General features: G+C 70.8%; 21 protein-coding genes. 9 read left to right on the top strand and 12 right to left on the bottom strand.

Features of this window, described 5'->3' with window-relative positions; genetic code table 11:
* The first annotated feature begins 65 nt into the window (after positions 1-65).
* The 5 genes from ABZ404_RS10105 to ABZ404_RS10085 all read left to right on the top strand — a co-directional run bounded on the left by ABZ404_RS10105 (position 66) and on the right by ABZ404_RS10085 (position 5,483).
* A complete protein-coding gene (locus ABZ404_RS10105; protein ID WP_358830905.1) occupies positions 66-323 on the top strand; it encodes a hypothetical protein in 258 nt (85 codons plus the stop codon).
* A gap of 173 nt (positions 324-496) precedes the next feature.
* The gene (locus ABZ404_RS10100; RefSeq protein WP_358830904.1) at positions 497-979 is read left to right on the top strand and encodes a hypothetical protein; all 483 of its coding nucleotides are present in this window, start codon (positions 497-499) and stop codon (positions 977-979) included.
* A gap of 82 nt (positions 980-1,061) precedes the next feature.
* Positions 1,062-1,766, top strand: a complete 705-nt coding sequence (locus tag ABZ404_RS10095) for a DUF6766 family protein (protein ID WP_358830903.1) — start codon at positions 1,062-1,064, stop codon at positions 1,764-1,766.
* Positions 1,767-1,853: 87 nt separating this feature from the next.
* Complete coding sequence (locus ABZ404_RS10090) at positions 1,854-2,288, top strand: GNAT family N-acetyltransferase (protein ID WP_358830902.1); 435 nt, start codon at positions 1,854-1,856, stop codon at positions 2,286-2,288.
* Between the two features lie 276 nt (positions 2,289-2,564).
* Positions 2,565-5,483, top strand: coding sequence for a glycoside hydrolase family 48 protein (locus ABZ404_RS10085; RefSeq protein ID WP_358830901.1), 2,919 nt, complete (start codon positions 2,565-2,567; stop codon positions 5,481-5,483).
* 78 nt (positions 5,484-5,561) lie between these two features.
* Here the strand turns inward: ABZ404_RS10085 and ABZ404_RS10080 are convergent, their stop codons facing one another.
* From ABZ404_RS10080 to ABZ404_RS10030, 11 genes are all read right to left on the bottom strand, one after another.
* Entirely contained in the window at positions 5,562-6,872 is a 1,311-nt protein-coding gene (locus ABZ404_RS10080; RefSeq protein WP_358830900.1) for a pectate lyase, read from the bottom strand.
* Between the two features lie 28 nt (positions 6,873-6,900).
* The gene (locus ABZ404_RS10075; protein WP_358830899.1) at positions 6,901-7,710 is read right to left on the bottom strand and encodes a rhamnogalacturonan acetylesterase; all 810 of its coding nucleotides are present in this window, start codon (positions 7,708-7,710) and stop codon (positions 6,901-6,903) included.
* Positions 7,707-9,062 carry a sugar ABC transporter substrate-binding protein gene (locus ABZ404_RS10070; RefSeq protein ID WP_358830898.1) on the bottom strand — a complete coding sequence of 452 codons (1,356 nt, stop codon included), beginning with the start codon at positions 9,060-9,062 and terminating at the stop codon, positions 7,707-7,709. Before ABZ404_RS10070 ends, ABZ404_RS10075 begins: the two co-directional genes overlap by 4 nt.
* A gap of 35 nt (positions 9,063-9,097) precedes the next feature.
* On the bottom strand, positions 9,098-10,636 hold the full coding sequence (locus ABZ404_RS10065) for a family 43 glycosylhydrolase (protein WP_358830897.1): 1,539 nt from the start codon (positions 10,634-10,636) through the stop codon (positions 9,098-9,100).
* Entirely contained in the window at positions 10,633-11,505 is an 873-nt protein-coding gene (locus tag ABZ404_RS10060; RefSeq protein WP_358830896.1) for a PmoA family protein, read from the bottom strand. The genes ABZ404_RS10065 and ABZ404_RS10060 overlap by 4 nt, the downstream gene beginning before the upstream one ends.
* Positions 11,502-12,704 (bottom strand): Gfo/Idh/MocA family oxidoreductase, encoded by a 1,203-nt coding sequence (locus ABZ404_RS10055; RefSeq protein WP_358830895.1) that lies wholly within the window; start codon positions 12,702-12,704, stop codon positions 11,502-11,504. The genes ABZ404_RS10060 and ABZ404_RS10055 overlap by 4 nt, the downstream gene beginning before the upstream one ends.
* Positions 12,701-13,570, bottom strand: coding sequence for a carbohydrate ABC transporter permease (locus ABZ404_RS10050; protein WP_358830940.1), 870 nt, complete (start codon positions 13,568-13,570; stop codon positions 12,701-12,703). Before ABZ404_RS10050 ends, ABZ404_RS10055 begins: the two co-directional genes overlap by 4 nt.
* 32 nt (positions 13,571-13,602) lie before the next feature.
* Complete coding sequence (locus ABZ404_RS10045) at positions 13,603-14,547, bottom strand: sugar ABC transporter permease (RefSeq protein ID WP_358830894.1); 945 nt, start codon at positions 14,545-14,547, stop codon at positions 13,603-13,605.
* 104 nt (positions 14,548-14,651) lie between these two features.
* Positions 14,652-16,418, bottom strand: coding sequence for an L-arabinonate dehydratase (gene araD / locus ABZ404_RS10040; RefSeq protein WP_358830893.1), 1,767 nt, complete (start codon positions 16,416-16,418; stop codon positions 14,652-14,654).
* Positions 16,415-17,341 (bottom strand): dihydrodipicolinate synthase family protein, encoded by a 927-nt coding sequence (locus ABZ404_RS10035; protein WP_358830892.1) that lies wholly within the window; start codon positions 17,339-17,341, stop codon positions 16,415-16,417. Before ABZ404_RS10035 ends, araD begins: the two co-directional genes overlap by 4 nt.
* Complete coding sequence (locus tag ABZ404_RS10030; protein WP_358830891.1) at positions 17,338-17,991, bottom strand: GntR family transcriptional regulator; 654 nt, start codon at positions 17,989-17,991, stop codon at positions 17,338-17,340. Before ABZ404_RS10030 ends, ABZ404_RS10035 begins: the two co-directional genes overlap by 4 nt.
* A gap of 374 nt (positions 17,992-18,365) precedes the next feature.
* On the opposite strand from ABZ404_RS10030, the gene ABZ404_RS10025 reads away from it, so the two are divergent.
* From ABZ404_RS10025 to ABZ404_RS10015, 3 genes are all read left to right on the top strand, one after another.
* Entirely contained in the window at positions 18,366-19,364 is a 999-nt protein-coding gene (locus ABZ404_RS10025) for a polysaccharide lyase family 1 protein (protein WP_358830890.1), read from the top strand.
* A 59-nt stretch (positions 19,365-19,423) separates the two neighbouring features.
* The gene (locus ABZ404_RS10020) at positions 19,424-20,266 is read left to right on the top strand and encodes a pectate lyase (protein ID WP_358830889.1); all 843 of its coding nucleotides are present in this window, start codon (positions 19,424-19,426) and stop codon (positions 20,264-20,266) included.
* Between the two features lie 254 nt (positions 20,267-20,520).
* Positions 20,521-21,093, top strand: a complete 573-nt coding sequence (locus ABZ404_RS10015) for a dihydrofolate reductase family protein (protein ID WP_358830888.1) — start codon at positions 20,521-20,523, stop codon at positions 21,091-21,093.
* Positions 21,094-21,136: 43 nt separating this feature from the next.
* On the opposite strand, the gene ABZ404_RS10010 is transcribed toward ABZ404_RS10015, so the two are convergent.
* Positions 21,137-21,601 (bottom strand): cyclic nucleotide-binding domain-containing protein, encoded by a 465-nt coding sequence (locus tag ABZ404_RS10010; protein WP_358830887.1) that lies wholly within the window; start codon positions 21,599-21,601, stop codon positions 21,137-21,139.
* A 472-nt stretch (positions 21,602-22,073) separates the two neighbouring features.
* On the opposite strand from ABZ404_RS10010, the gene ABZ404_RS10005 reads away from it, so the two are divergent.
* Positions 22,074-24,464, top strand: a complete 2,391-nt coding sequence (locus ABZ404_RS10005) for a phosphoketolase family protein (protein ID WP_358830886.1) — start codon at positions 22,074-22,076, stop codon at positions 24,462-24,464.
* Positions 24,465-24,474: the final 10 nt, after the last annotated feature.

The following is a 24,474-nucleotide window of genomic DNA, read 5'->3' as shown; positions in this document are numbered from 1 at the left end:
GCGTACCGGAACCGTCACCGGACCTTCACAGGGCCGGCTCGTGGCGCGCGGGGATGAGGGCACCCGTGAACGGCCGTCTTCTGGAGGAGTCCGGAACCATGTTCATCGTCGCGTGCCTGTTGCTGCCCGCCGTCGCAGCGCTGCTGTACGGAATGGACCGTGTCGAGGACTGGCTGACGCGCGGCCCGCAGTCGGCCCGTCGCCATGCCCGCACCCGCCATCTGCGTCTCATCCCCGGAGGGAAGCTGGACAGCGTCCCCGAAGGGAAGCGGGACGGCGTCACGCGCCCGCGGACCGCGCGCCGCCACTCGGACGCGGCCTGAGCGGGCGCCGCCCCTCGTCCGGCGCGGTCCGAGCGGGTTCGCCCCCCTGCCGGGCGCGGTGCTCCGGCTGGGCCGGACGGGGGAACGGCGCCCCCTTGAGCACCGCCCGTCGCCCCTGGCGGGTACAGATAGCGAAACGTTTCGCCCCCGAGTCTGCGCCTGGAAGGAGTTCCATGGACGCGACCGCGCTCCCGCGCGAGGACCGCACGACGAGGAAGGGCGCCCCGACGGCCACCGGCCGGACCCTGCGCCGAGGGGCCGCGACGCTGCTCTGCGCGGGCGTGGCCGGCGTCCTGCTCACGGCGTGCGGGGCGACCTCGGGCAGGGTGGACGGCGCCCGCGACGCGGGCCGGGCCTTCCAGCGTGCCGTGGCGGCGGGCGACTACACGACGGCGTGCGACCTGCTGGCCCCCCGCACGCGGCAGCAGCTGGAAGAGGACGAGAAGCAGCGGTGCGGCCGGGCACTGGCGGGCCAGGAGCTGCCCAAGGCCCTGCCCGACCACGGCCCCCAGGTGTACGGACGGCAGGCCTCACTCGACGCGGGAGGCCAGAAGCTGTTCCTGTCGCAGTTCGGCGGCGGCTGGAAGGTCGTCGCGGCCGGCTGCACGCCCCGGGGCGACGACAAGCCCTACCGCTGCGTCGTGAAGGGCGGCTGACCATGCGCGCACTCTTCGTCACCTGTCTCGTCGTGATCTTCGGCGGGCTGGGGTACTTCATCGCGCTCGGAGCGATGTACCGATGACCTCGCACAGTCGGCACGGCGAACGGCGGGGCGGCCTCTGGAAGGACAACAGCCTCACCCTGGCGTTCGGTACGGCGTTCCTGCTCACCCTTCTGGGGCAGGCACTCGCCGGACACGCGGAGTTCAACGAGCAGCTCGCCGTCGGCGACTTCCACCAGTTGAGCTTCGGCGAGTACGTCATGTCCTCGGACTTCGCCGTCGACGTCACCGAGAACTGGCAGTCGGAGTTCCTCCAGTTCTTCCTGTACATCTTCGGCACGGTCTGGCTCGTCCAGCGCGGCTCCCCCGAGTCGAAGAAGCCGCGGGAGAAGGGCCCGGAGTCCGACCGCGACCAGCGGATGGGCGAGCACGCGCGGGAGGACTCGCCCCGGTGGGCCGGCACCAAGGACTGGCGCCAACGGGTCTACTCCCGCTCGCTCGGCCTCCTCATGGGCCTGGTGTTCCTGCTGTCCTGGCTCGCCCAGTCGATCTCGGGAGTGGCCGCCCACAACGAGCAGCAACTGCGCCAGCTCCAGGACCCGATCAGCTGGGGTGCGTACCTGGCGTCCCCCGAGTTCTGGTCCCGCACCCTGCAGAACTGGCAGTCCGAACTCCTGGCGGTCGCCTCCATGGTCATCCTCTCCGTGTACCTGCGCCAGCGCGGCTCCCCGGAGTCCAAGCCGGTCGGCGCGCCGCACAGCGCCACGGGCATCGAGGGCTGACGCCGTTCCGGGCGGAGCCGGTGCCCCGCCGAGCGGCTCCCGAAATCTACTTGGAAATTCCAAGTGGCGTGACTACGCTGGCGCCGCATGATCAGCGATAGCGAGAACAACGGCTACGAACTCTCCACGGATCCGGACCGCTTGGACGTGGCGGCGGTGCACCGCTGGCTGTCGACCGACACGTACTGGGCCCGGGGGCGCAGCCGGGAAAAGGTCGAGGAGACGATCCGCGGCTCCCTCACCTTCGCCCTCTACGACGCCGACGGCGAGCAGGTCGCCTACGCGCGCGTGGTCACCGACCGTGTGGCGTTTGCCTGGCTCGGCGACGTCTATGTCGCCCGTGACCACCGCGGCAAGGGCCTGGGAACCCGGCTCGTCGAAGCGGTCCTCGACCACCTCGCGCCCTTCGAGCTCAGGCGGGTGCTCCTCGCGACGCTCGACGCCCACGACATCTACGCGAAGGCCGGCTTCACCCCGCTTCCCCACCCGGAACACTTCATGGTCCTGAGCGCCGAGGAATGACGGACGGCAGATAGGGGAGGGGGCCGGGCGCGTTCGCGGGACGGCGGACGCGCCCTTCGCCGAGCCCCGCCGTCGCGCCTCGGCGCCTCAACCGCCCCTTGCGCGACGGGAGTTGCCGTACGTCCCGGATGTGCGCCCGCGGTCCCCAATCACGTAACACCCCCTTGACATCCCCTCAATCCCTCCTGCACTTTGGGAGCGCTCCCACAGGTTCAAAGCTCGCGCACAGCCCCCGCACCGCGCCCCCCGTCACCGAGCCGCTTGGAGTCACCCCCCATGCCCTCGCGCACCAGACGCAGGCCGGGCCTACGCCGCCTGCTCACCTACGCCGCCGTGCTCTCGCTGCCCCTGGGCGCGACCACCGTCGGCGCTCTCCCGGCGGCGCACGCCGCCGCCCTCCAGTGCAGCGTCGACTACAAGACCAACGACTGGGGCTCCGGATTCACCGCCGACATCACGGTGACCAACCGGGGCTCCGCGGCGGTCGACGGCTGGACCCTGACCTATGCCTACGCGGGCAACCAGCAGCTGACCAACGGCTGGAACGGCACCTGGTCGCAGTCCGCGCGGACCGTCACGGTCAAGGCCGCCGACTGGAACAGGACCATCGCCGCGGGCGCCGCCGTCACCACGGGCGGCCAGTTCACCTACAGCGGCACCAACACGGCCCCCACCGCGTTCGCCCTCAACGGCACCCCCTGCAACGGCGCCCACCAGCCCCCGGTCGCCGTGCTGACCAGCCCCGCCGCGGGGGCCACGTACACGGCGGGTGACCCGGTGCCGCTCGCGGCGACGGCGGCCGCCGCGGACGGGGCGTCGATCGCCAAGGTGGAGTTCTACAGTGACACCACTCTCCTCGGCACCGACACCACCGCCCCCTATACCTTCTCCGCGACCGGGCTCGCGGCGGGCGACTACTCGCTGTACGCCAAGGCGTACGACAGCCTCGGCGCCTCGGCCGAGTCCGCGCCGGTCGGCATCCACGTCACCAGCGGCCCCGCCGTCGTCGCCTCGCCCGCACAACTCTCCGTGCAGCAGGGCAAGTCGGCGACGTTCGGCGTGAAGCTGTCCACCCAGCCGGCCGCGAACGTGACCGTCAGCGTCGCCCGCGCCTCCGGCAACACCGGGCTCTCCCTCACGTCCGGCGCCAGCCTGGTCTTCACCCCGGCGAACTGGAACACCGCGCAGCAGGCGACGGTCACCGCCGACGCCAACGGGACCGGAGCGGCCGTCTTCGCCGCGACGGCCCCCGGCCACGCCAGGGCCGAGGTCACCGCCACGGAGATAGCCGCGTCCAAGACGTACGACGCGCGCTTCCTCTCCCTGTACGGGAAGATCACCGACCCGGCGAACGGCTACTTCTCGCCCAAAGGCATCCCGTACCACTCGGTGGAGACGCTGATCGTTGAGGCGCCCGACCAGGGGCACGAGACGACCTCGGAGGCGTACAGCTATCTGATCTGGTTGCAGGCCATGTACGGCAAGGTCAGCGGGGACTGGTCCAAGTTCAACGGGGCCTGGGACATCATGGAGAAGTACATGATCCCCGGCCACACCGACCAGCCCACCAACTCCTTCTACAACGCGTCCAAGCCGGCCACCTACGCGCCCGAGGGCGATCTCCCCTCCCAGTACCCGGCGCAGCTCGACCCCTCCGTCCCCGTGGGCAACGACCCCATCGCGGGCGAGCTGAAGAGCGCGTACGGCACCGACGACATCTACGGCATGCACTGGCTGGAAGACGTCGACAACGTCTACGGGTACGGCAACGCGCCGGGTACCTGCGAGGGCGGACCCACCGTGGCCGGGCCCTCCTACATCAACACCTTCCAGCGCGGCCCCCAGGAGTCCGTCTGGGAGACCGTTCCGCAGCCGACCTGCGACACCTTCAAGTACGGCGGGAAGAACGGGTACCTCGACCTGTTCACCAAGGACGCCTCGTACGCCAAGCAGTGGAAGTTCACCGACGCCCCCGACGCCGACGCACGCGCCGTCCAGGCCGCCTACTGGGCGGACGTCTGGGCCAAGCAGCAGGGCAAGGGCGCCTCGGTCACCGCGACCGTCGCCAAGGCCGCGAAGATGGGCGACTATCTGCGGTACGCGATGTACGACAAGTACTTCAAGCAGCAGGGCAACTGCGTCGGGCCCACCACCTGCCCGGCAGGCAGCGGCAAGAACAGCTCCAGCTACCTGCTGTCCTGGTACTACGCCTGGGGCGGCGCCACCGACACCTCGGCCGGCTGGGCCTGGCGCATCGGGTCGAGCCATGTGCACGGCGGCTACCAGAACCCCCTCGCCGCCTGGGCGCTCAGCTCGTACGCCGATCTGAAGCCCAAGTCGGCCACCGGCTCGGCGGACTGGGGCACCAGCCTCAAGCGGCAGCTGGAGTTCTACCGCTGGCTCCAGTCCGACGAGGGCGCCATCGCGGGCGGCGCCACCAACAGCTGGCAGGGCCGGTACGCGGCGGCGCCGGCCGGCACGCCGACCTTCTACGGCATGTTCTACGACGAGGCACCCGTCTACCACGACCCGCCCTCCAACCAGTGGTTCGGTTTCCAGGCCTGGTCGATGGAGCGGGTCGCCGAGTACTACCAGCAGACCGGTGACACCGCCGCCAAGACCGTCCTGGACAAGTGGGTCGCCTGGGCGCTGTCCAAGACGACCGTCAACCCCGACGGCACCTACCGCATCCCGGCCACCCTCCAGTGGTCCGGCAAGCCCGACACCTGGAACGCGGCCTCCCCCGGGGCCAACGCGGGCCTGCACGTCACCGTCGCCGACTACACCGACGACGTGGGTGTCGCCGCCGCCTACGCCAAGACCCTGACCTACTACGGCGCCAAGTCCGGCAACGCGGCGGCGAAGACGATGGCGAAGAAGCTGATCGACGGGATGTGGGACCACAACCAGGACGCGCTCGGGATCGCCGTGCCCGAGACCCGTACCGACTACAAGCGGTTCGCCGACCCGGTGTACGTGCCGAGCGGCTGGAGCGGGACCATGCCCAACGGCGACAGGATCGACTCCGCGTCGACCTTCACCTCCCTGCGCTCCTTCTACAAGAACGACCCGGCCTGGTCGAAGATCGAGACCTATCTCGCGGGCGGCGCCGCCCCGGTCTTCACCTACCACCGGTTCTGGGCCCAGGCCGACATCGCGATGGCCATGGGCGCCTACGCGGAGCTGCTCGAATAGCCGGATGACAGCTCCGTGGCCCCGGTCCGTCCCGCCTGCCCCGCCGGACGGACCGGGGCCCCCTTATGTGCGAGCGGATCAGCCGAGCCTCCCGGCACCCGCCCGCCTGCCGACGAGGCCGGGCAGGGCGCGCGGGTCGTCCACCCGGGTGCGCAGGGTGGGCGTCCACCCGGCGCCGGAGCGCAGCGCCTCGTCGGGCAGCCGCGCGTTGTGGACGGCGATCAGATCGACCGGGCGGCCGTTGACGTAGTTGCCGTCGGCGGTGACCGGCGCGTCGCTCCACTTCTTGAGGATGTTCGCGGCGGACACCCCGGCCGGAAGCGTGAACGCGTTCTTCTCCGCGACGAGTTGGGACTGGTGGCCGATGCCGAAGGCGTACTGGTACTTCTGCTTCTCGGTGACGGTGTACAGGTTGTTGTACGCGTCGACCTGGCCGAAGCGGACGCGCGGGGCGCGCTCGACGATCCCGGCGAACAGGTTGTGGTGGAGCGTGACCTTGAGTCTGCCCGCGTCGGTGGCGGCGGCGCCGTCACTGTTGCCGATCATGAGGGTCTTGTCGTGCTCCTCGAAGGCGTTCCAGGAGACCGTCACCCGGTCGGCGCCCTTGGCGATGTCGAGCTCGCCGTCGTGCTGCTCGTAGATCTTGCCGAAGTAGGTGGGCAGGGTGCTGTCGGGGTGGGCGCCGTCGGTGAAGGTGTTGTGGTCCATCCATACGTGGGTGGAGCCGTGGACGACGGCGCTGTCGTACTCGGAGTTCCAGGCACCCGTCCCGTTGTCGTCGGTGGGGTCCCACTGGGGGAAGCAGTCGAGGGGGCTCTCCAGGGTCAGGTTGCGGACGATGACGTTGTCCACGCCCTTGATCTGCAGGCTGCCACCGACGATCCCCGCGTGCGCGCCCACACCGATAAGCGTGGTGTTGGAGGGCACATCGGCGGTGATGGCCGGCTTCTGACGGGCGGCCGAGGCGGCGCGCAAGTCCTCCTGCGGGCCGCTGACCGGTTCGTCGTGGCCCCAGACCGCGGGGTCGTAGTCGGCGAGGTACCGGGCGAAGTCGTACCCCTCGGCCGCGAAGGCGGCACAGCCGTCGGCGGTGGCGTTCAGTGTGCCCCGGACCCGGATGATCTTCGGGCTGTCGCCGCCGTTCCGGAGCGCGGTCTTCAGCTCGTCCCAGGTGGTGACGGTGGAGACGTGTGCGGCGTCGGCCCGGGCGCCGCCGGTGGTGCCGGAGCCGGTCGACCCCCAGCCGTCGCCCGCGGGCAGGGTCCGGCGCCCCGGGTCGCGGCCGTGGGCGTGGGCGGAGCCCGCGGCGGACGTCAGGGCGAGCACCAGCCCCGCGCAGGCGGCCGTCGCGGCCACGCGGTGGGATCGCCTCTGGGATGTGTGTGTCATACGGTTCTCCTCGCGAGGGCGGTACGGGTCAGGGGGCCGTCGGCCAGGTGATCCACGACGAGGGGATCGCGTCGTCCAGGCGGCGCAGGTCACCGGCCGCCAGCAGGTGCTGATCGCGCAGTCGCCGGGCCACCAGACGCGCCACGGCGATCGCACCCGGCGGGTTGAAGTGGGTGTTGTCCTGCTCGGTGGCGGTCCAGTTGAAGTACTTCTTCGTCTCCTCCGCCCCCAGCCGCTGCCACAGCGCAAGCGACAGCGCCTGGATGTCGAGGAGAGGGGTGCCCGTCTGCCGGGCGAGGGCCCGCATCGCGGCCGGATAGTCGCCGTGGGTGGGGCGGGCGGTGCCCTCTGCGTCGAACTTGCGGCGCTCCACGGAGGTCAGCAGCACCGGCCGCGCCCCGTGGGCTCGCGCCCCGTCCACGTAACTCCGCAGACAATCCTGGTAGGTGGACCAGGGTTCCGTGTAGCGGGTGGGGTCGTCGCGCTTCTCGTCGTTGTGGCCGAACTGGACGAGCAGGAGGTCGCCGGGCCGGATCACCTTGAGGATCGCGCTGAGGCGGCCCTCGGCGAGGAAGCTCTTGGAACTGCGGCCGTTCACGGCGTGGTTGGCGACGCGCAGGCCCGTGTGCAGGAAGAACGGCAGGGCCATGCCCCAGCCGGTCTCGGGGGCCGCGTCCGCGTACTTCTGGGCGGCCGTGGAGTCACCGGCGATATGGAGGGTCGGCATACGGCGCGTGGCTCCCGGGGTCGCGTGGGCGGCGGTTCCGGTCGCGGCCGCGAGGGCGAGCGTCCCGGCGGCGGCGAGGACACCGCGGCGGCCGAGTCCGGCGGCCGTCACTGGCTCTGCTTCTTCCACTCGGCCTGCGCCTTGTCGAGCTGGTCGGCCAGGGAGTCCAGGAAGTCCTTCGCGGACGTCTTGCCGAGGAGGACCTTCTGGAAGGCGGGCTCGTTGGCCGTCTTGGAGATGGTGTTCCAGTCGGGCAGGTAGTACGGCAGCTGCACGATGGTGGTGCTCCCTCCGGTGAGGGCCTCCGCGGCGAGCCGGGTCGGCTCGGCCTTCTGGACCCAGGGGTCCTTGGCGGCCTCGGTGTTGGCGGGGATGGCGCCCGCCGACTCGTTCCACTTGCTGTTGGACTCGTGCGACGCGGCGAACTCGATGAAGGTCCAGGCGGCCTTCTTGTTCTTGCTCGCCTTGAACAGGCCGAGCCCGTCGACGGGGTTGGAGACCTGTACGCGGGCGCCGCTGTCCGTCGTCGGGTTGGGCAGTCCGCGGAACTTGTCGGTGCCGAGCGCCTTCACATGGTCCTTGTAGGAGCCGAGGTTGTGGTTGAGCATGCCGATGCGGCCGCTGTCCCACTGGGCGACCATCTTGGTGAAGTCGTTGTTCACGTCCGCCGACGGCGTGGCCTTCTTGTAGAGGGCGGCGTACTTCTCCAGCGCCTGGACGTTCCTGGGGTCGTCGACCGTCGTCTTCGTGCCGGAGGCGTCCCAGAACGAGGTGATGCCGCTCTGGCCGTACATCGCGTCCAGCGCCTGGGCGATGGAGCCCGCGCCGCCGCGGATGGTGTAGCCGAACTGGTTCCTGCCGCTGTCGGTGAGCTTCGCCGCCGCCTCGTAGAACTTCGCCCAGGTGGTGGGCGCCTCCAGCCCTGCCTCCTTGAACAGGTCGGTGCGGTAGTACAGCACGCCGTTGCTGGCGGAGGTGGGCACGGTGTACAGGTCCTTCCTGCCGCCGGCCGCCTTCACCGACTCGACCATGCCCGCGTTCAGCTTGCCGTTGAGGGCCGTGCTCGCCGTGACGCGGTCGCCCACCGGCTCCAGGGCGTTCTGCCCCACGATCCCCGCGAGCATCGCGGCGCCGACCCCGCCGACGTCGGGCAGGCCGCCGCCCTGGATGGCGGTGTCGTACTTGGACTGGACGGACGCGGCGGGAATGCCGACGTAGTTGACCTTGATGTCGGGGTACTTCTTCTCGAAGTCCTTGATGATCTCCATCCAGATGTCCCGGCGGACAGCCGTGTTGTTGTCCCAGAAAGTGATCTCGCCCTTTCCGGTCCCCTCCTCGCCCTTGCCGCCTCCCGCGCCACCGCCGTCGTCACCGCAGGCGGTGGCGGTCAGGGCGAGGACGGCGGCGAGGGCGAAGGCGGTGGTGGCGTGTCGGCCTCTGGTGCGGCCGGTGCTGATGTCCATGGATCGGCTCATTTCTGCTGAACGCTGCGGAGGATTCAGGGGCGGTGGTGCTCGTGCGGTCGGCCGTTGATCCGGAAGTGGGTGAACAGGGCCGTGCCGGTGGGCCCCCGGCCCGGGGGCGCCCCGGCGAACAGCCCCAGGAGGGCGCCCACCCAGCGCCAGGGTGTGGCGGTGAAGACCTGGCCCGAGGGCCGGAACCCGTCTCCGGTGTCCGCGAGCAGCCGGCAGCGCGCCCCCTCGCCGACTTCGACGCGCAGCCGGACCGAGGCGGACGGCGCCGGGCGCGGCGGCGCGGCATCGCGCTCCGGCCCGCTCGCCGTGGTCTCGGCGAACCGGTGGACGAGGGACGCCGTACCGTCGGCGCCGCGCTCCAGACCGATCCAGGTGTAGGCGTCACCGACGACAGCGAGCCCGGCCCGTGAGCCCGGCCCGGTGGCGTCCAGCCGGAGGTCCACGTCGACCGTGCGACAGGACAGCGGAAGGCGCTGGGTGAGCAGGTGCGGCAGCAGCCGCAGGTCATGGACGTCGGGGGAGCGCACACAGGCGAGCCGGAGCCCGTCCTGGCTGTGGCTGACGGCCCATCCTGGCCGGGGGTTGGCGGTCCACTGCCACTGGAGCCCGAAGCGGCCGCCGGGGAACAGGTCGTCGGTGGCGGGTGCGGACGGCGGCTGCGGGGGCAGGGCGGGCCGTGCGTGGGTGAGGACGGGGGTGCCCCGGGCGCCGAGCACCGGCCAGCCGCCCTCGTCCCAGCGCATCGGCTGGAGGTGGACGACCCGCCCGTAGGCCCCGCGTTGCTGGAAGTGCAGGAACCAGTCCTCGCCGGAGGCGGTGCGGACCCAGCCGCCCTGGTGCGGCCCGTTCACCGGTGTGTCCCCCTGTTCGAGGACGACTCGCTCCTCGTACGGGCCCAGGAAGGAACGCGAGCGGAAGACGCCCTGCCAGCCGTTCTCCACACCCCCGGCGGGCGCGAAGATCCAGAACCAGCCGTCGTGGCGGTACACCTTCGGGCCTTCGACGGTGAACCAGCCCGGGAGGCGGTCGCCGTCGACCAGCACCTCGCCGTCGTCGAGCAGTTCGGCACCGTCGGGGCTCATCCGGTGGCCGGTGAGGCGGTTCTTGATGCCGGAGCGTGACTTCGCCCAGGCGTGCACGAGGAACGCCTCCCCGGTGTCCTCGTCCCACAGCGGACACGGGTCGATGAGCCCCTTGCCCGCCTTGATGAGGTGGGGCCGGCTCCAAGGGCCCCTGATGTCGGGCGCGTTGACGTGGTGGATGCCGTGGTCCGGGTCGCCCCAGAAGATCCAGAAGAGGCCGTCGTGGTGACGGATCGACGGCGCCCACACCCCGCAGTCGTGGCGGGGCACGGCGAACGCCTCCTCCGGTACGAGCCGGTCGAGGGCGTGCCCGATCAGCCTCCAGTGGACCAGGTCGCGCGAGTGCAGCAGCGGCAGTCCCGGTGCGCGCCCGAAGCTGGAAGCGGTCAGATAGAAGTCGTCGCTGACGCGGACGACATCGGGGTCCGACCAGTCGGCATCGAGGACCGGGTTGCGGTAGGTCGTGTGCGGCGACGTCATGCGCGCACCGCCTTGGTGACCAGCGCCCGGGCCTCGTCCGGACGCAGCCGCCCGTCCGCGACGACGGTGACCACCCGGCGTACCAGCGAGGCCCCGGGCGCGAGGGCGAGCCGCCGCGACGCCGCGAGGGACGACCCGACGCCCGGATACTCGGTGGCGCGCACGAACCAGGGGTCGCGCCGGGTCTCGGCGGTGCCGCCCGCGAAGACGAGTGTCCAGCCCTCGCCCGCCAGCGCCAGCCAGTCGGCGGACCGGCCGTGTGCGGCGGCCTCGCCGGTGGAACCGGCCGTGAACACCTCGGGAGCCGACCGCGCCTTGGGGGCACGCCAGAAGAAACCTCCGTAGGCGGCACCGGGGCGGCCGTTGGTTGCCGGACTGCCGAGGGTGAGGGGGGTGGGGGTGGGGTTGGTCAGGCGGAACGTGAAGTCCAGCGCCCAAGCGGTGGGGGACAGGCCGGCCACGGAGACCGTGCGGCGCTCGCGCAGCACATCGCGGTCGCCTGCCCGCCACCGCAGGTCCGCCACGAAACCGTCGGGGCGGCACGCCGCGAAACCCTCGTGCCGCTGGACGCCGTGGTTGTCGAGTTCGGTGGGTCCCCGACCGCGTACGAAGGTGCGTCCGCCCCAGAAGTTGTGGCCCTCCACGTCCGGCACGGCGACCGAGACACCGGCATGGTGCCGGTGGTCGGCGGGCCGGTACTCGGTGACGGGCGTGCCCGCGAGGGTGGTGACCGGGTGGAGGAACGGACGCGGGGACATACGCCGCTCGTCCTGCGCGTGGAGGGTGTAGCGCGCGACGGTGTGGTCGGCAACGCTCAGCGGCACCGACGCGGGGGAGGAGGCCGCCTCGGCGGAAGTGCGGGCTTTCATGACGCGCTCACCCCGCTCCCGGCCTGCGGCCAACCCCGCTGTGACGCGACCGACGTGGCCGCCCAGGGCGCGCCGAGCGCGCTGTAGCCCTTGAGCGTGTCGGCGGAGGCGGCGACCAGCGTGTCGATGCCGTGCACGACACGGCGTACGGCTCCGGCCCCGTCCGTCGCGCGGCTCCACGCCCCGGGCGGCAGCGGCGCCGGATCCGGTGCCGTACGGACCGCTTCGACCACCTTCATGAAGGCGGCCGTCGACTCCGGCGGCACCAGGAGCGCGGCACGGCCTTCCAGGTGGTCCAGGAGGTTGTCGAGGAGGTCGGTGCGCCCGTGGAACGACTCCACGGGCCCGTGCCCCGCGCGTTGCACCAGGACGCGGTCCTGCTTGTACCAGAAGGTGATGCGGCCCCGGCTGCCGTGCGCGACGACGTACGGCTCACCGGGACGCTCGGCGCACAGGGTCGCGGCGACGGTGATGTGCCGCCCCGCCACGGTGGTGATGTCCACGTACGAGGTGTCGTCGGCCTCGATGTCATGGGCGCGGAACAGCTCCGTGCGGATCGCGGCGATGTCCTCGGCGCGGGTCGAGCCGTCGAGGGCGAGCGCGGTGGCGACGGCGTGTGCCAGGGGGTTGGTCAGCACGCCGTCGACGACGTCGCAACCGTGCAGCCGCCGGTGTCCGGCCCAGGGCGCACGGCGGAAGTACGCCTCGTCCCGCGCCCAGGCGCCCGCCGCGCCGATGCCGAGGAGGTCGCCGATCGTGCCGTCCGCGATCAGGTCGCGGATTGCGCCGACGGCATGGGAGCCGAGCGACTGGAAGCCGATCTGCGCGGCGGTACCGGCCGTGGTGACGGCGTCGCGGATCCGCTGGAACTGTGCGTACGAGGGGGCGGGCGGTTTCTCCAGGAGCAGGTGGGTGCCGTGCTCGGCGGCGATCAGGGCCAGGTCGGTGTGGGTCTGGATGGGGGTGCTGACGAGGGCGACGCGGGCGCCGGTGGAGGCGAGCAGGGCCGCGAAGTCGCCGGACTGCTCGGGGGTGGCGAAGCCGTCGAGCTCCGCGGGGGTCAGGGGGGTGAGTTCGCAGACCCCGGCGAGGCGTACCCGGCCGCGGCGGGCGAGGCGGCGGATGTTCTCCAGGTGCCTGCTTCCGTGGCCGCGCGCACCGGCGAGGACGACGGGGACGGGTTCGCGCAGGGGGCTCATCCCTTCACCGCCCCGGCGCTGAACCCGGTGACCAGCCACTTCTGGATGAAGGCGAAGACCAGGACGACGGGGAGGGCCGAGATGACACCGCCGGCGGCGAGTGCGCCCAGGTCCACACTGTCGGCGCCCATCAAGGTGGCGAGGCCGACCGGGATCGTCTGCTTGTCCTGGTTGCTGAGGAACATCAGCGCGAAGAGGAAGTGGTTCCAGCTGTGGACGAAGGCGAAGGAGCCGACGGCGATCAGACCGGGACGCAGCAGCGGAAGGACCACCGCGCAGAAGGCGCGGAAGCGACCGCAGCCGTCGACCCAGGCCGCCTCTTCCAGCGAGTACGGCACGTTCTTGATGAAACCGCTGATCAGGATCATCGAGAGGGGGAGCTGGAAGACGGCTTCGGCGATGATGACACTGCCCAGCGAGTTGATCATCCGCAGATCGGCGAAGATCTGGAACAGTGGTACCAGCATCAGCGCGCCCGGGATGAACTGCGAGCACAGCAGCGCCAGCATGAACCCGCGTTTGACCGCGAAGTCGAAGCGGGCGAGGGCATAGCCACCGGCGAGCGCGACGACCGTCGTCAGCAGCATCGACACCAAGCCGACGATCAGACTGTTCTTGAAGAAGAGCGCGAAGCTGCGTTCGTTCCACACCTTGTCGAAGTGCTCCAGCGTCAGCGGCCAGGGCGCGAGCGAGGTGGAGCCGGTGGGCCGGAACGCGAAGAGCAGCATCCAGTAGAAGGGAACGAGGGTGAACAGGAGGTACAGGCCCAGCGGAAGGTAGATCTGCCAGCGGGGCACCTCGTCCCAGGCGCGGCGCTTCACGGCCCCGGCGTCCTGGGGGTGGACCGGCGTACGGGCCGGGGTCATGGGGGTGGTCCGCGTCCCGGCTTCCTCGGTGATCACTTCTCCTGCCCTCCGAACTTGCTGAGCCGCAGATAGACCATCGAGAAGAACAGGAGGATGACGAAGGCGATGGAGGTCAGTGCGGAGGCGTAGCCGAAGTCGTGCGAGTCGACGGCGATCGAGGCGATGCGCAGCGGCAGCGTGGTGGTCTCGCCCGCCGGACCGCCGCCGGTGAGGGTGTAGAGCAGGTCCACGTTGTTGAACTCCCACACCGCCCGCAGCAGGGTGGACAGGATGATGGCGTCCTTCAGATGCGGCAGGGTGATGTGGAAGAACTGGCGCAGCCGCCCGGCGCCGTCGACCTCGGCGGCCTCGTACAGGTCCTTCGACACGGACTGGAGGTCGGCGAGGATGAGGATCGCGAAGAACGGCACCCCGCGCCACAGTTCGGCGGTGACGACGGCCGGGAAGACGGTGGTCGTGTCGGAGAGCCAGGACGTGCCGTACGTGCCGGCGCCCGCGTCGGCGAGGTAACGGGTGATGCCCGTCTGGGAGTTGTAGATGAGCATCCAGATGGACGAGGTGAGCACCCCGGAGACCGCCCACGGGGAGAAGACGAGCGCGCGGGAGAGCGCGCGGCCCACGAACGTCTGGTTGACGATCAGCGCGAGTCCCAGGCCCAGCAGCAGTTGCAGCACCACTTGGACGACGACCCACTGGAGGCTGAACCCGAGGGTGTGCCAGAACTCGGGGTCGTCGGTGAACGCCTTGGTGAAGTTGTCGAATCCCGCGAAGCCGTTGCGCCACGGTTTGGATGGGTTGAAGTTCTGCAGGCTGTAGTAGAAGACGCTGAGCACGGGATAGGCGATGAAGCCCAGCATCAGCAGAGCGGCCGGCGCGATGAGCAGGTAGGGCAGGGTACGCGGGGTGGCTCCGGTGCGATGGGCGGCGCCGGACCGCTTCGGTGGTGGCTTGGCCACGGCGGTGGCGGCTTGGGCCATGACGGGTCTCCGTTCGGGCGTGTGCGGGAAAGCGCTTGCCGCACGTTGTTCGACATGGCGAACAAAAGAGAGGGGGGTGGACTGGGGTGAGGGTGGTGGCCGGTTCAGCCGGCGTACGGATCCGGCACCGTGCCGGGCCGGGCGAGGAAGGCGAAGTCGCAGCCGGTGTCGGCCTGCGTGATCTGGTCGGTGTACAAGGCCCCGTAGCCCCGCTCGAACCGGGCGGGCGGCGGCGTCCACGCGGCCCGCCGACGGGCCAGCTCCTCGTCCGTCACGTCGAGGTGGAGGCTGCGGGCCGCGACGTCGAGGGTGATGAGGTCGCCGGTGCGGACGAGCGCGAGCGGGCCGCCCACGTACGACTCGGGCGCGATGTGCAGGACGCACGCCCCGTACGAGGTGCCGCTCATCCGGGCATCGGAGATCCGCACCATGTCCCGCACTCCCTGCTTGAGCAGATGGTCGGGGATCGGCAGCATGCCGTACTCGGGCATACCGGGGCCGCCCTTGGGGCCCGCGCCGCGCAGCACCAGGACGCTGTCGGCCGTGATGCCGAGCGACGGGTCGTTGATGGTGCGCTGGAGCTCGCGGTAGTCGTTGAAGACGACCGCCGGACCGGTGTGCTTGAGCAGGCGCTGCTCGCAGGCGATGTGTTTGATGACGGCGCCGTCCGGACACAGGTTGCCGCGCAGCACCGCGAGCCCGCCCTCGGCCGCGACGGGGTTGCCGCGGGGCCTGATGACGTCGTCGTGGTGGACCTCGGCGGCGGTGAGCTGCTCGCGCAGGGTGTCGTACGCGACGGTCGGACGGTCCAGGTGGAGCAGGTCGGTGATCCGGGAGAGCAGCGCGGGCAGGCCGCCCGCGAAGTGGAAGTCCTCCATGAGGTAGGTGTCGCCGCCGGGCCGTACGTTGGCGAGCACCGGAACCGTCCGCGCGATGCGGTCGAAGTCGTCGAGGGTCAGCCCGACGCCCGCCCGCCGGGCCATCGCGATCAGATGGATCACGGCGTTGGTGGAGCCGCCCAGCGCGAGGACCGTGGTCACCGCGTCCAGGAAGGCGTCCTCCGTGAGGATCGCCGACAACCGCCGGTCGTCGTGGACCAGTTGGACGATCCGCAGCCCCGAGGCGGCGGCCATGCGGTCGTGCTCGGAGGCGACGGCGGGAATGGAGGAGGCGCCGGGCACCGTCACCCCCAGGGCCTCGGCCGCCGCGGTGAGGGTGGAGGCGGTGCCCATCGTCATGCAGTGGCCGGGGGAGCGGGCCAGACCGTTCTCCAGGCCCGCCAGCTCGCAGTCGCCGATCAGCCCGGCCCGCTTGTCGTCCCAGTACTTCCACATGTCCGTACCGGAGCCGAGGACCTCGCCCCGCCAGTGTCCGGGCAGCATCGGCCCGGCGGGCACGAACACCGCGGGCAGGTCGACGGAGACCGCCCCCATCAGCAGCGCGGGCGTGGACTTGTCGCAGCCGCCCATCAGCACCGCCCCGTCCACCGGATACGAGCGCAGCAGTTCCTCGGTCTCCATGGCGAGGAGGTTGCGGTAGAGCATCGGGGTGGGTTTCTGGAAGGTCTCCGACAGGGTGGACACCGGGAACTCGAGCGGGAAGCCCCCGGCCTGCCACACACCGCGCTTGACGGCCTGTGCGCGATCGCGCAGGTGGACGTGGCAGGGGTTGATGTCGGACCAGGTGTTGAGGATCGCGATGACCGGCTTGCCCAGGTGCTCCTCGGGCAGATAGCCGAGCTGGCGGGTGCGGGCGCGGTGGCTGAAGGAGCGCAGGCCGTCGGTGCCGTACCACTGGTGGCTGCGCAGCTCCTCGGGGGCGCGGCGGTTGGGCCGCGGGGCGGAGGAGGGCGTGGACGCGGCGGGACTCATACGCCCCACCCCGCGACCGCGCCCCATCCCTCGACGATGGCGGCGACCTCGGCGCGCCCGGCCGCGTCCAGCGGTCTGCTGGGGGAGCGCACGTGGCGGTGGCACAGACCGAGCACGGCCAGCGCCTCCTTGACCACGGTCACGTTGTTGGCCGAGGAGTCGGCGGCACGCAGCTCCTCGAAGCGGCGGATCTGCTCCCACACCCGCATGGCAGCCGGATAGTCGCCCGACCGCAGTGCTTCGAGCATGGTCAGGGAGATCTTGGGCGCGACATTGACCAGGCCGGAGGTGAATCCGGTCGCCCCGGCGGAGAAGTAGGAGGGTGCGTACGGCTCGGCCAGACCGGCCACCCACACGAAGCGCTCCAGTCCGGCGTCGCGGGCGAAGGCGGCGAACCGCGCCGCGTCCGGCACCGCGTACTTCACCCCGATCACGTTCGGACAGGCCTCGCCCAGCGCCGCCATGTGCTCGCCCGCCAGGCGCGCGTTGCGGATGTACGGCACGATCCCCAGCTCGGGGACGGCTTCCGCGATGGCCCGGTGGTAGTCGACCCAGCCTGCGGCGGCGACATAGGGGTGCACGGGCTGATGCACCATCAGCATGTCCGCGCCCGCCTCCCGGGCGTGCCGGGCGGCCTCGACGGCGGTCGGCACGTCGTGGCCCACACCGACGACGATCGCCGCCCGCCCACCGGCCTCGGAGACGGTCAGCTCGACCACGGTCCTGCGCTCGCGGGGGGTGAGGGCGTAGAACTCCCCCGTGTTGCCGTTCGGGGTGAGCGTCCTGACTCCGTCGTCCAGGAGCCTGCGCAGCAGCGCGCGGTGGGCGTCGTGATCGACGGAGCCGTCCTCGGCGAACGGGGTCACGGGGATCGCCACGACATCGGCGAGGGCGCCGCGCAGGGAGGCGTACGGCGTCGTCATATCGGGTCTTCTTCCTGGGCCCGCGGGAAGGCCCGTTCGACGAAGGACGCGATGTGGGCGTGCAGGGCACGGGAGGCGCCGTCCGCGTCGCCGGCCAGGGCGAGCCGCAGGATCTCCCGGTGCTCCGCCGCCTCCTGCTCCCAGGACGGGTCGGCGGCCCAGGCGACCGCGGAGACCAGCGCGGCCTGGTCGCGCACCTCGTCCAGCATCCGTGCGAGCAGCGGGTTGCCGCACGGCAGATACAGCGCGCGGTGGAACTCCCGGTTGGCCAGGGAGCGTTCGGCGGTGTCCGCCGCGGTGTCGGCGCGCTCCAGGGCCTCACGGGCGGTGTGCAGGTCCGCGGCGCCGCGGACGGTGCGGCGCAGCGCCTCCGGTTCGAGGAGCAGGCGTACGTCGTACACCTCGCGCGCCATGTCCGCGTCCACCATGCGCACCGTGACGCCCTTGTACTGGTTCATCACGACCAGCCCGGTGCCGGCCAGCGTCTTGAGTGCCTCGCGTACGGGCGTCTTGGACACTCCGTAGTGCGCGGCGAGCTCGACCTCCACGAGGGCCTGGCCGGGGGCCAACTGCCCGGTGAGGATGCGGTGTTTGACGGCTTCCAGCACGAACTGGGTCCGGGAGGGGATGGGTGTGGGCACAGAGGTCATGCGCGCCTCTCGACTGTCACGTATCGCGTCTCATATATGACGCATCAGGTACGACGCGACGAAAGTAGAGCCGATTCCGCGGCGCGTCAACGGATCTGACGTACCGGCACGAGATCCCGCCGGGGCGTTGACGAGAAAGCGCTTTCCCTCTACGTTCCATTCATCAGTGTGACCCCGGTCGCCGGTCCGCGTCGGACGCGGCAAGAGAACGGCAGTTGCCGTACGTGGCCGCGATCAGAGTGCATCAGCTATGCGAACGACGTTCCATCCACTGAACGCACACGGAACTCCGTGCACCGCTGAGCAGTCGGGCTCCACCCCCACACGCCCGTATCGACGGGCCCCCGCATCCCGACCCGAAGGGACTCACCCGCATGCGCACGCACACCCCCCACCAGCGTCCCCGCACCCTTCTTCTGGCCGCGACCGCCGTCGCCGCCACGGCACTGGCCGGGCTGCCCCAGTCCGCGGGCGCCGTAGGTACGGCACCTGCCGGACCCGCCGCCGAGACCACCCCCGTCGGTTTCGGCGCGGGCACCTCCGGCGGTGGGGCGGCGGCACCGGTCACCGTGTCCACCCTCGCCGCCTTCAAGACCGCCGTCACCGGCGACAACGCCAAGGTCGTCAAGGTCAGCGGTCTGATCCCGCTCAGCGGGCAGGTCGACGTGGGCTCCAACACCACGGTCCTCGGCGTCGGTTCCGCCTCCGGCTTCACCGGCGGCGGCCTGCGCGTGAAGCAGGAGACCAACGTCGTCATCCGCAATCTCAACATCACCAAGCCCGTGGCGCCGGCCGACGCCATCACCGTGCAGAAGTCGACGAAGGTATGGATCGACCACAACACCTTCTCCTCGGACCGCGACCACGGCAAGGACTACTACGACGGACTGGTCGACATCACCCACGCCTCCGACTACGTCACCGTCTCCTGGAACACCTTCAAGAACCACTACAAGGGCTCCCTCGTCGGCCACAGCGACAAGAACGCCTCCGAGGACACCGGGCACCTGCGGGTGACGTACCACCACAACCACTTCAGCAACGTCAACTCGCGCATCCCCAGTCTGCGGTTCGGCACCGGGCACTTCTACGACAACTACGTCGAGGGCGCCGACACCGCCGTCCACTCCCGGATGGGCGCGCAGATGCTCGTCGAGAACAACGTCTTCCGCTCCACGAAGGTCGCGGTGACCACCAACCGGGACAGCAGCACCGACGGCTACGCCAACCTCCGGGGCAACGACCTCGGCGGCGCCGCCCTGGAGGTCTCCCGAACGGGTTCCTTCACCACCGCGCCCTACGCGTACACCGCCGAACCCGCCTCGTCCGTCGTCGCGTCGGTGACCGCCGGAGCCGGGGCCGGAAGGCTCTGAGGTCCGCGGGCACGGCGACGACAAGGGCAAAGGGCCACGGCAACAGAAGGAGACAGGACATGACTTCACCAGCACGGACCGGCTCGCGGCGCCCCCGGCGGGCGGTCCTCGGCGCGGGCGCCGCCGCCTTCGGCCTGGCGGCCACCGCGATCCTCACGGGCGCCTTCACCGGAGCGGCGAACGCGGCCACTCCGGCAACCACCTCCACGGCCGCCTGGCCGACCCCCACCACGAGCAAGCCCGTCCCGGCCACCATCGAGGTCTCCGGCGCGTACGACGGGAAGACGCAGCGCTTCTACGGCAGCGGTGACCTCGGCGACGGCGGCCAGAACGAGAACCAGTCACCGTTGTTCCAGCTCAAGGACGGTGCCGTCCTGTCCAACGTCGTCATCGGCGCGCCCGCCGCCGACGGCATCCACTGCCTGGGCACCTGCACGCTCAAGAACGTGTGGTGGGAGGACGTCGGCGAGGACGCCGCCACCTTCAAGGGCAAGTCCTCCTCGGCCGTCTACCGCGTCGAGGGCGGCGGCGCGAGGAAGGCCTCCGACAAGGTCTTCCAGTTCAACGGCGCCGGCACCCTCACCGTGACCGGCGGGTTCCAGGTCGTCGACTTCGGCAAGCTCGTGCGCAGTTGCGGCAACTGCTCCACCCAGTACCGGCGCAAGGTGGTCGTCGACAACGTGGACGCGACCGCGCCCGGCAAGGCACTGGTCGGCATCAACAGCAACTACGGGGACAGCGCCACCCTGCGCGGTGTCCGCGTCCACGGCGACAGCGGCAAGAAGATCAAACCGTGCGTGCGCTACGAGGGCAACAACACGGGGGCCGAGCCGAAGGTGCTCGGCAGCGGCCCGGACGGCACCTACTGCCGCTACTCGGCCTCCGACATCACCTACAGCTGAGAGATCGCCCCGTCAGTTGCTCAGCCGCCGCCCGGCACGGATCGGTCCGGGCGGCGGCACCCCCGTGCTCGGATGGAGGGAAGGAAGAAGACACCTCGGCCGATGAGTTTCCCCGCAGTACGCAGTCAGAGATCATGGCCGGTGCGCGCCGGGACCGTGAGTGCGGTCCGTGCGCGTGACGACCTGACCTGTTCAGCATCAGACGGCCACACACCGCAGACACCGCAGACACCGCGAACATCGAGGAACCTCATATGCGCACCCTGATCAGCACGGCCTTCATCTCACTCGACGGCGTCGTGGAAGCGCCCGGTGGCGAGCCCGGCTACCGCAACTCCGGGTGGACCTACAAGAACGTCGAGTTCCTGCCCGAGGCGTTCGAGATCAAGGGGCAGGAGCAGAAGGAGGCCACCGCGATGATGATGGGCCGCACCAGCTACGAGGCCTTCAGCGCGGTGTGGCCCGGCATGGAGGACTTCGCGGACTACAAGGTGATGCCGAAGTACGTCGTCTCCACCACGCTCACCGAGGACGACCTGGTGTCCAACTGGGGCGAGACCACGATCCTGCGCTCCGTCGACGAGGTCGCCGCGCTGAAGGCGACCGACGGCGGCCCGATCATCATCCACGGCAGTGCCACGCTCAACCACAGCCTCTCGGACGCCGGCCTGATCGACCGCTACCACCTGCTTGTCTTCCCGCTCCTGCTCGGCGCGGGCAAGCGGCTCTTCAGCGCCACCGACAAGGACGCGCAGAAGCTGAAGCTGGTGGAGCACGAGGCGTACGCCAACGGACTGCAGAAGAACGTGTTCGACGTGGTCCGCTGACCGGATTCCGGGCCGCGGGCGCGGTCGCCCGGGCGGTGGGCGGTCACAGCAAGCTGTCGCTGCCACTGCCGTGCGGCGCGTAAAGATCGAGCAGCCGGATGCGGGCCGCGTGCAGGCGGTGGGCGAGCACGCGGCCCACCCATGCTCCGACCGCGGCGGAGAGCGCGATGTCGGCGTCCATCATCGCCCGTACGGCCGCCGCGTCGAACTCGTACGTGCGCACCGGCGTCATCGCCTCGGCGCCCAGCTGCCACACGTACGGGCGGAACATCCACGACCAGCCCACCAGCTCGCCGGAGCCGAGCTGTCCGATCACGGCCGGGCGTCTGCCGGGTACGTGCATGTCGAGCGTCACGGTGCCGGAGCGCACGATCCAGAACCGGTCGGCGTGACCGCCCTCGTTGAAGAGCCGCACCCCCGCGGAGAAGTTGATCTCGCGGGCGATGCTCATGAGGCGTTCGCGGTACTCGACCGGAAGCGCGGTGGTGATCGAGGTCGGATTGCTCATGGACGGCCTCCCTGTCCGTGGTCCTTTCCAGTGTGGCCCCGCCGCCGCCGCGTCCGCGCGGGGCAGCGGCAGTCGCTCCCGGAGAGTCATTACGTCATCACGTAGGGTGAGGGGGTCGGTGGGGGAACCTGCCCGATCGGCCCCTCGCGGACGCCGCCGGAATCCGGGAAGGTGGAGAACGGCCCGTACAGAGGCCGCGGCGTGGCCGGAGGCGCCGGCCCGCGGGGTACTCGGCGGGCTCGCGTGGCCGGTCGAGGCCGTGCGTGGCGGCAGTCGCAGGACCGGCGGCGCCGTCTCCTCGCAGGGAACGGAGGGCAGCAGGTGCGCGATCGTGTTCAGGCGTGCCCGGCGCTCGTCGTCGCCCTCCACGACGTACGGGGCCCTCGCCGATGGCGGTGTGGACCAGCGTGTCGGCGCAGCCTGCCGCCTCCACCGCCGATGACCCGTCCCGACGACTTCTGGAGCCCCGCTCATGACCCAGGTCGAACCCCAGGACGCCACGGTACTTTCCGGACTCTCCGACGACGAGCTGCGCACCCTGGACGCCCACTGGCGCGCCGCGAACTACCTTGCGGCGGGCCAGATCTACCTGTTGGCCAACCCGCTGCTCACCGAGCCGCTGAAGCCCGAGCACATCAAGCCCCGGCTGCTGGGCCACTGGGGCACCTCGCCCGGTCTCAACCTCGTGTACACCCACCTCAACCGGGTGATCAAGGCGCGCGGGCTCGACGCGCTGTGCGTGTGGGGGCCCGGGCACGGCGGCCCTTCCGTGCTGGCCAACGCCTGGCTGGAGGGCAGCTACAGCGAGACCTATCCGGACGTGCCGCGCGACGGGGAGGGGATGGCGCGGCTGTTCCGGCAGTTCTCCTTCCCCGGAGGGGTGCCCAGCCACGTCGCCCCCGAGACGCCCGGTTCCATCCATGAGGGCGGCGAGCTCGGCTACTCGCTCTCCCACGCGTACGGGGCCGCCTTCGACCATCCCAACCTGCTGGTCGCCTGTGTGATCGGCGACGGCGAGGCGGAGACCGGACCGCTGGCCGCCTCCTGGCACTCCAACAAGTTCCTCGACCCGGTGCACGACGGCGCGGTGCTCCCGATTCTCCACCTCAACGGCTACAAGATCGCCAATCCGACGGTGCTGGCCCGCCTCCCGGAGGAGGAACTCGACGCGCTGCTGCGCGGGTACGGGCACGAACCCGTCCATGTGAGCGGCGACGACCCCCTCCAGGTGCACCGGGCCATGGCCCGCGCTCTCGACGACGCCCTGGACCGGATCGCCTCGGCGCAGCGGGCCGCCCGCGAGGAGGGCGCCGCCGAGCGCGTGCACTGGCCGGTGATCGTCCTGCGTACGCCCAAGGGCTGGACCGGCCCGGCCGAGGTCGACGGCGTACCCGTCGAGGGGACCTGGCGCGCCCACCAGGTCCCGCTGGCCGGCGTCCGCGAGAACCCCGACCACCTGCGGCAACTGGAGAGCTGGCTGCGTTCGTACCGGCCCGAGGAGCTCTTCGGCCCGGAGGGGCACCCGGTCGCCGACGTGCTCGCCTGCCTCCCCGACGGTGCCCGGCGCCTCGGCGCCACGCGGTACGCCAACGGCGGGCTCCTGCTGCGGGACCTCCCCGTCGCCCCGCTCGACGACTTCGCCGTACCCGTGGACAAGCCGGGCACGACGCTGCACGAGCCGACCCGTATCCTCGGCGACCTCCTCGCCCGGGTGATGAAGGACACCGGCGACCGCCGCGACTTCCGGCTGGTCGGACCGGACGAGACCGCCTCCAACCGGCTCCAGGCCGTCTTCGACGTCAGCGGCAAGGCGTGGCAGGCCGAGTACCTGCCGGTCGACGAACACCTCGAACACGACGGCCGGGTCCTGGAGATCCTCTCGGAACACACCTGCCAGGGATGGCTGGAGGGCTATCTGCTGACCGGCCGGCACGGGCTGTTCTCCTGCTACGAGGCGTTCGTGCACATCGTCGACTCGATGGTCAACCAGCACATCAAATGGCTCAGGACATCGCGCGAGCTGCCTTGGCGCGCCCCCATCGCCTCCCTCAACTACCTGCTGACCTCGCACGTGTGGCGCCAGGACCACAACGGCTTCTCCCACCAGGACCCCGGCTTCGTCGACCACGTCCTCAACAAGAGCCCCGAAGTCGTCCGGGTCTACCTGCCGCCGGACGCCAACACCCTCCTCTCCGTCGCCGACCACGTGCTGCGCAGCCGCGACTACGTCAACGTGGTCGTCGCGGGCAAGCAGCCCTGCTTCGACTGGCTTTCCATGGAGGCCGCCCGCGCCCACTGCGCCCGGGGAGCGGGAACCTGGGAGTGGGCGGGCACGGAGAACGGCGGCGAGCCGGACGTCGTCCTCGCCTGCGCCGGGGACGTCCCCACCCAGGAGGTGCTGGCCGCGGCCCAACTGCTGCGCCGTCACCTGCCGGACCTCGCCGTCCGCGTCGTCAACGTGGTCGACATGACCCGGCTGCTCCCGCGCGAGGAACACCCGCACGGGATGAGCGACTTCGAGTACGACGGGCTGTTCACCCAGGACAAGCCGGTGGTCTTCGCCTATCACGGCTATCCGTGGCTGATCCACCGCCTCGCGTACCGCCGCAACGGCCACCAGAACCTGCACGTGCGCGGCTACAAGGAGTCCGGGACCACGACCACGCCGTTCGACATGGTGGTCCGCAACGACCTGGACCGCTACCGCCTGGTCATGGACGTCATCGACCGCGTCCCGGGCCTCGCGGTGCGCGCCGCCGCCGTACGTCAGTCGATGGCCGATGCGCGCACCCGCCACCACGCCTGGATCCGCGAGCACGGCACCGACCTGCCGGAGGTCGCGGAGTGGACGTGGAACGCCTGACGCCGGTGCG

Origin of the sequence: Streptomyces sp. NPDC005878 (genome assembly GCF_040629815.1) — a bacterium.
In the GTDB taxonomy this organism is placed as follows: domain Bacteria; phylum Actinomycetota; class Actinomycetes; order Streptomycetales; family Streptomycetaceae; genus Streptomyces.
The sequence above is the reverse complement of the archived record's forward strand: the minus strand, read 5'-3'. Positions and strand labels throughout refer to the sequence as shown.

Coding starts and splice junctions, on each gene's coding strand:
- ABZ404_RS10100 (WP_358830904.1), top strand. CDS start 497: ATGGACGCGACCGCGCTCCCGCGCGAGGACCGCACGACGAGGAAGGGC.
- ABZ404_RS10095 (WP_358830903.1), top strand. CDS start 1,062: ATGACCTCGCACAGTCGGCACGGCGAACGGCGGGGCGGCCTCTGGAAG.
- ABZ404_RS10090 (WP_358830902.1), top strand. CDS start 1,854: ATGATCAGCGATAGCGAGAACAACGGCTACGAACTCTCCACGGATCCG.
- ABZ404_RS10085 (WP_358830901.1), top strand. CDS start 2,565: ATGCCCTCGCGCACCAGACGCAGGCCGGGCCTACGCCGCCTGCTCACC.
- ABZ404_RS10080 (WP_358830900.1), bottom strand. CDS start 6,872: ATGACACACACATCCCAGAGGCGATCCCACCGCGTGGCCGCGACGGCC.
- ABZ404_RS10070 (WP_358830898.1), bottom strand. CDS start 9,062: ATGGACATCAGCACCGGCCGCACCAGAGGCCGACACGCCACCACCGCC.
- ABZ404_RS10065 (WP_358830897.1), bottom strand. CDS start 10,636: ATGACGTCGCCGCACACGACCTACCGCAACCCGGTCCTCGATGCCGAC.
- ABZ404_RS10060 (WP_358830896.1), bottom strand. CDS start 11,505: ATGAAAGCCCGCACTTCCGCCGAGGCGGCCTCCTCCCCCGCGTCGGTG.
- ABZ404_RS10055 (WP_358830895.1), bottom strand. CDS start 12,704: ATGAGCCCCCTGCGCGAACCCGTCCCCGTCGTCCTCGCCGGTGCGCGC.
- ABZ404_RS10050 (WP_358830940.1), bottom strand. CDS start 13,570: ATGACCCCGGCCCGTACGCCGGTCCACCCCCAGGACGCCGGGGCCGTG.
- ABZ404_RS10045 (WP_358830894.1), bottom strand. CDS start 14,547: ATGGCCCAAGCCGCCACCGCCGTGGCCAAGCCACCACCGAAGCGGTCC.
- araD (WP_358830893.1), bottom strand. CDS start 16,418: ATGAGTCCCGCCGCGTCCACGCCCTCCTCCGCCCCGCGGCCCAACCGC.
- ABZ404_RS10035 (WP_358830892.1), bottom strand. CDS start 17,341: ATGACGACGCCGTACGCCTCCCTGCGCGGCGCCCTCGCCGATGTCGTG.
- ABZ404_RS10030 (WP_358830891.1), bottom strand. CDS start 17,991: ATGACCTCTGTGCCCACACCCATCCCCTCCCGGACCCAGTTCGTGCTG.
- ABZ404_RS10025 (WP_358830890.1), top strand. CDS start 18,366: ATGCGCACGCACACCCCCCACCAGCGTCCCCGCACCCTTCTTCTGGCC.
- ABZ404_RS10020 (WP_358830889.1), top strand. CDS start 19,424: ATGACTTCACCAGCACGGACCGGCTCGCGGCGCCCCCGGCGGGCGGTC.
- ABZ404_RS10015 (WP_358830888.1), top strand. CDS start 20,521: ATGCGCACCCTGATCAGCACGGCCTTCATCTCACTCGACGGCGTCGTG.
- ABZ404_RS10010 (WP_358830887.1), bottom strand. CDS start 21,601: ATGAGCAATCCGACCTCGATCACCACCGCGCTTCCGGTCGAGTACCGC.
- ABZ404_RS10005 (WP_358830886.1), top strand. CDS start 22,074: ATGACCCAGGTCGAACCCCAGGACGCCACGGTACTTTCCGGACTCTCC.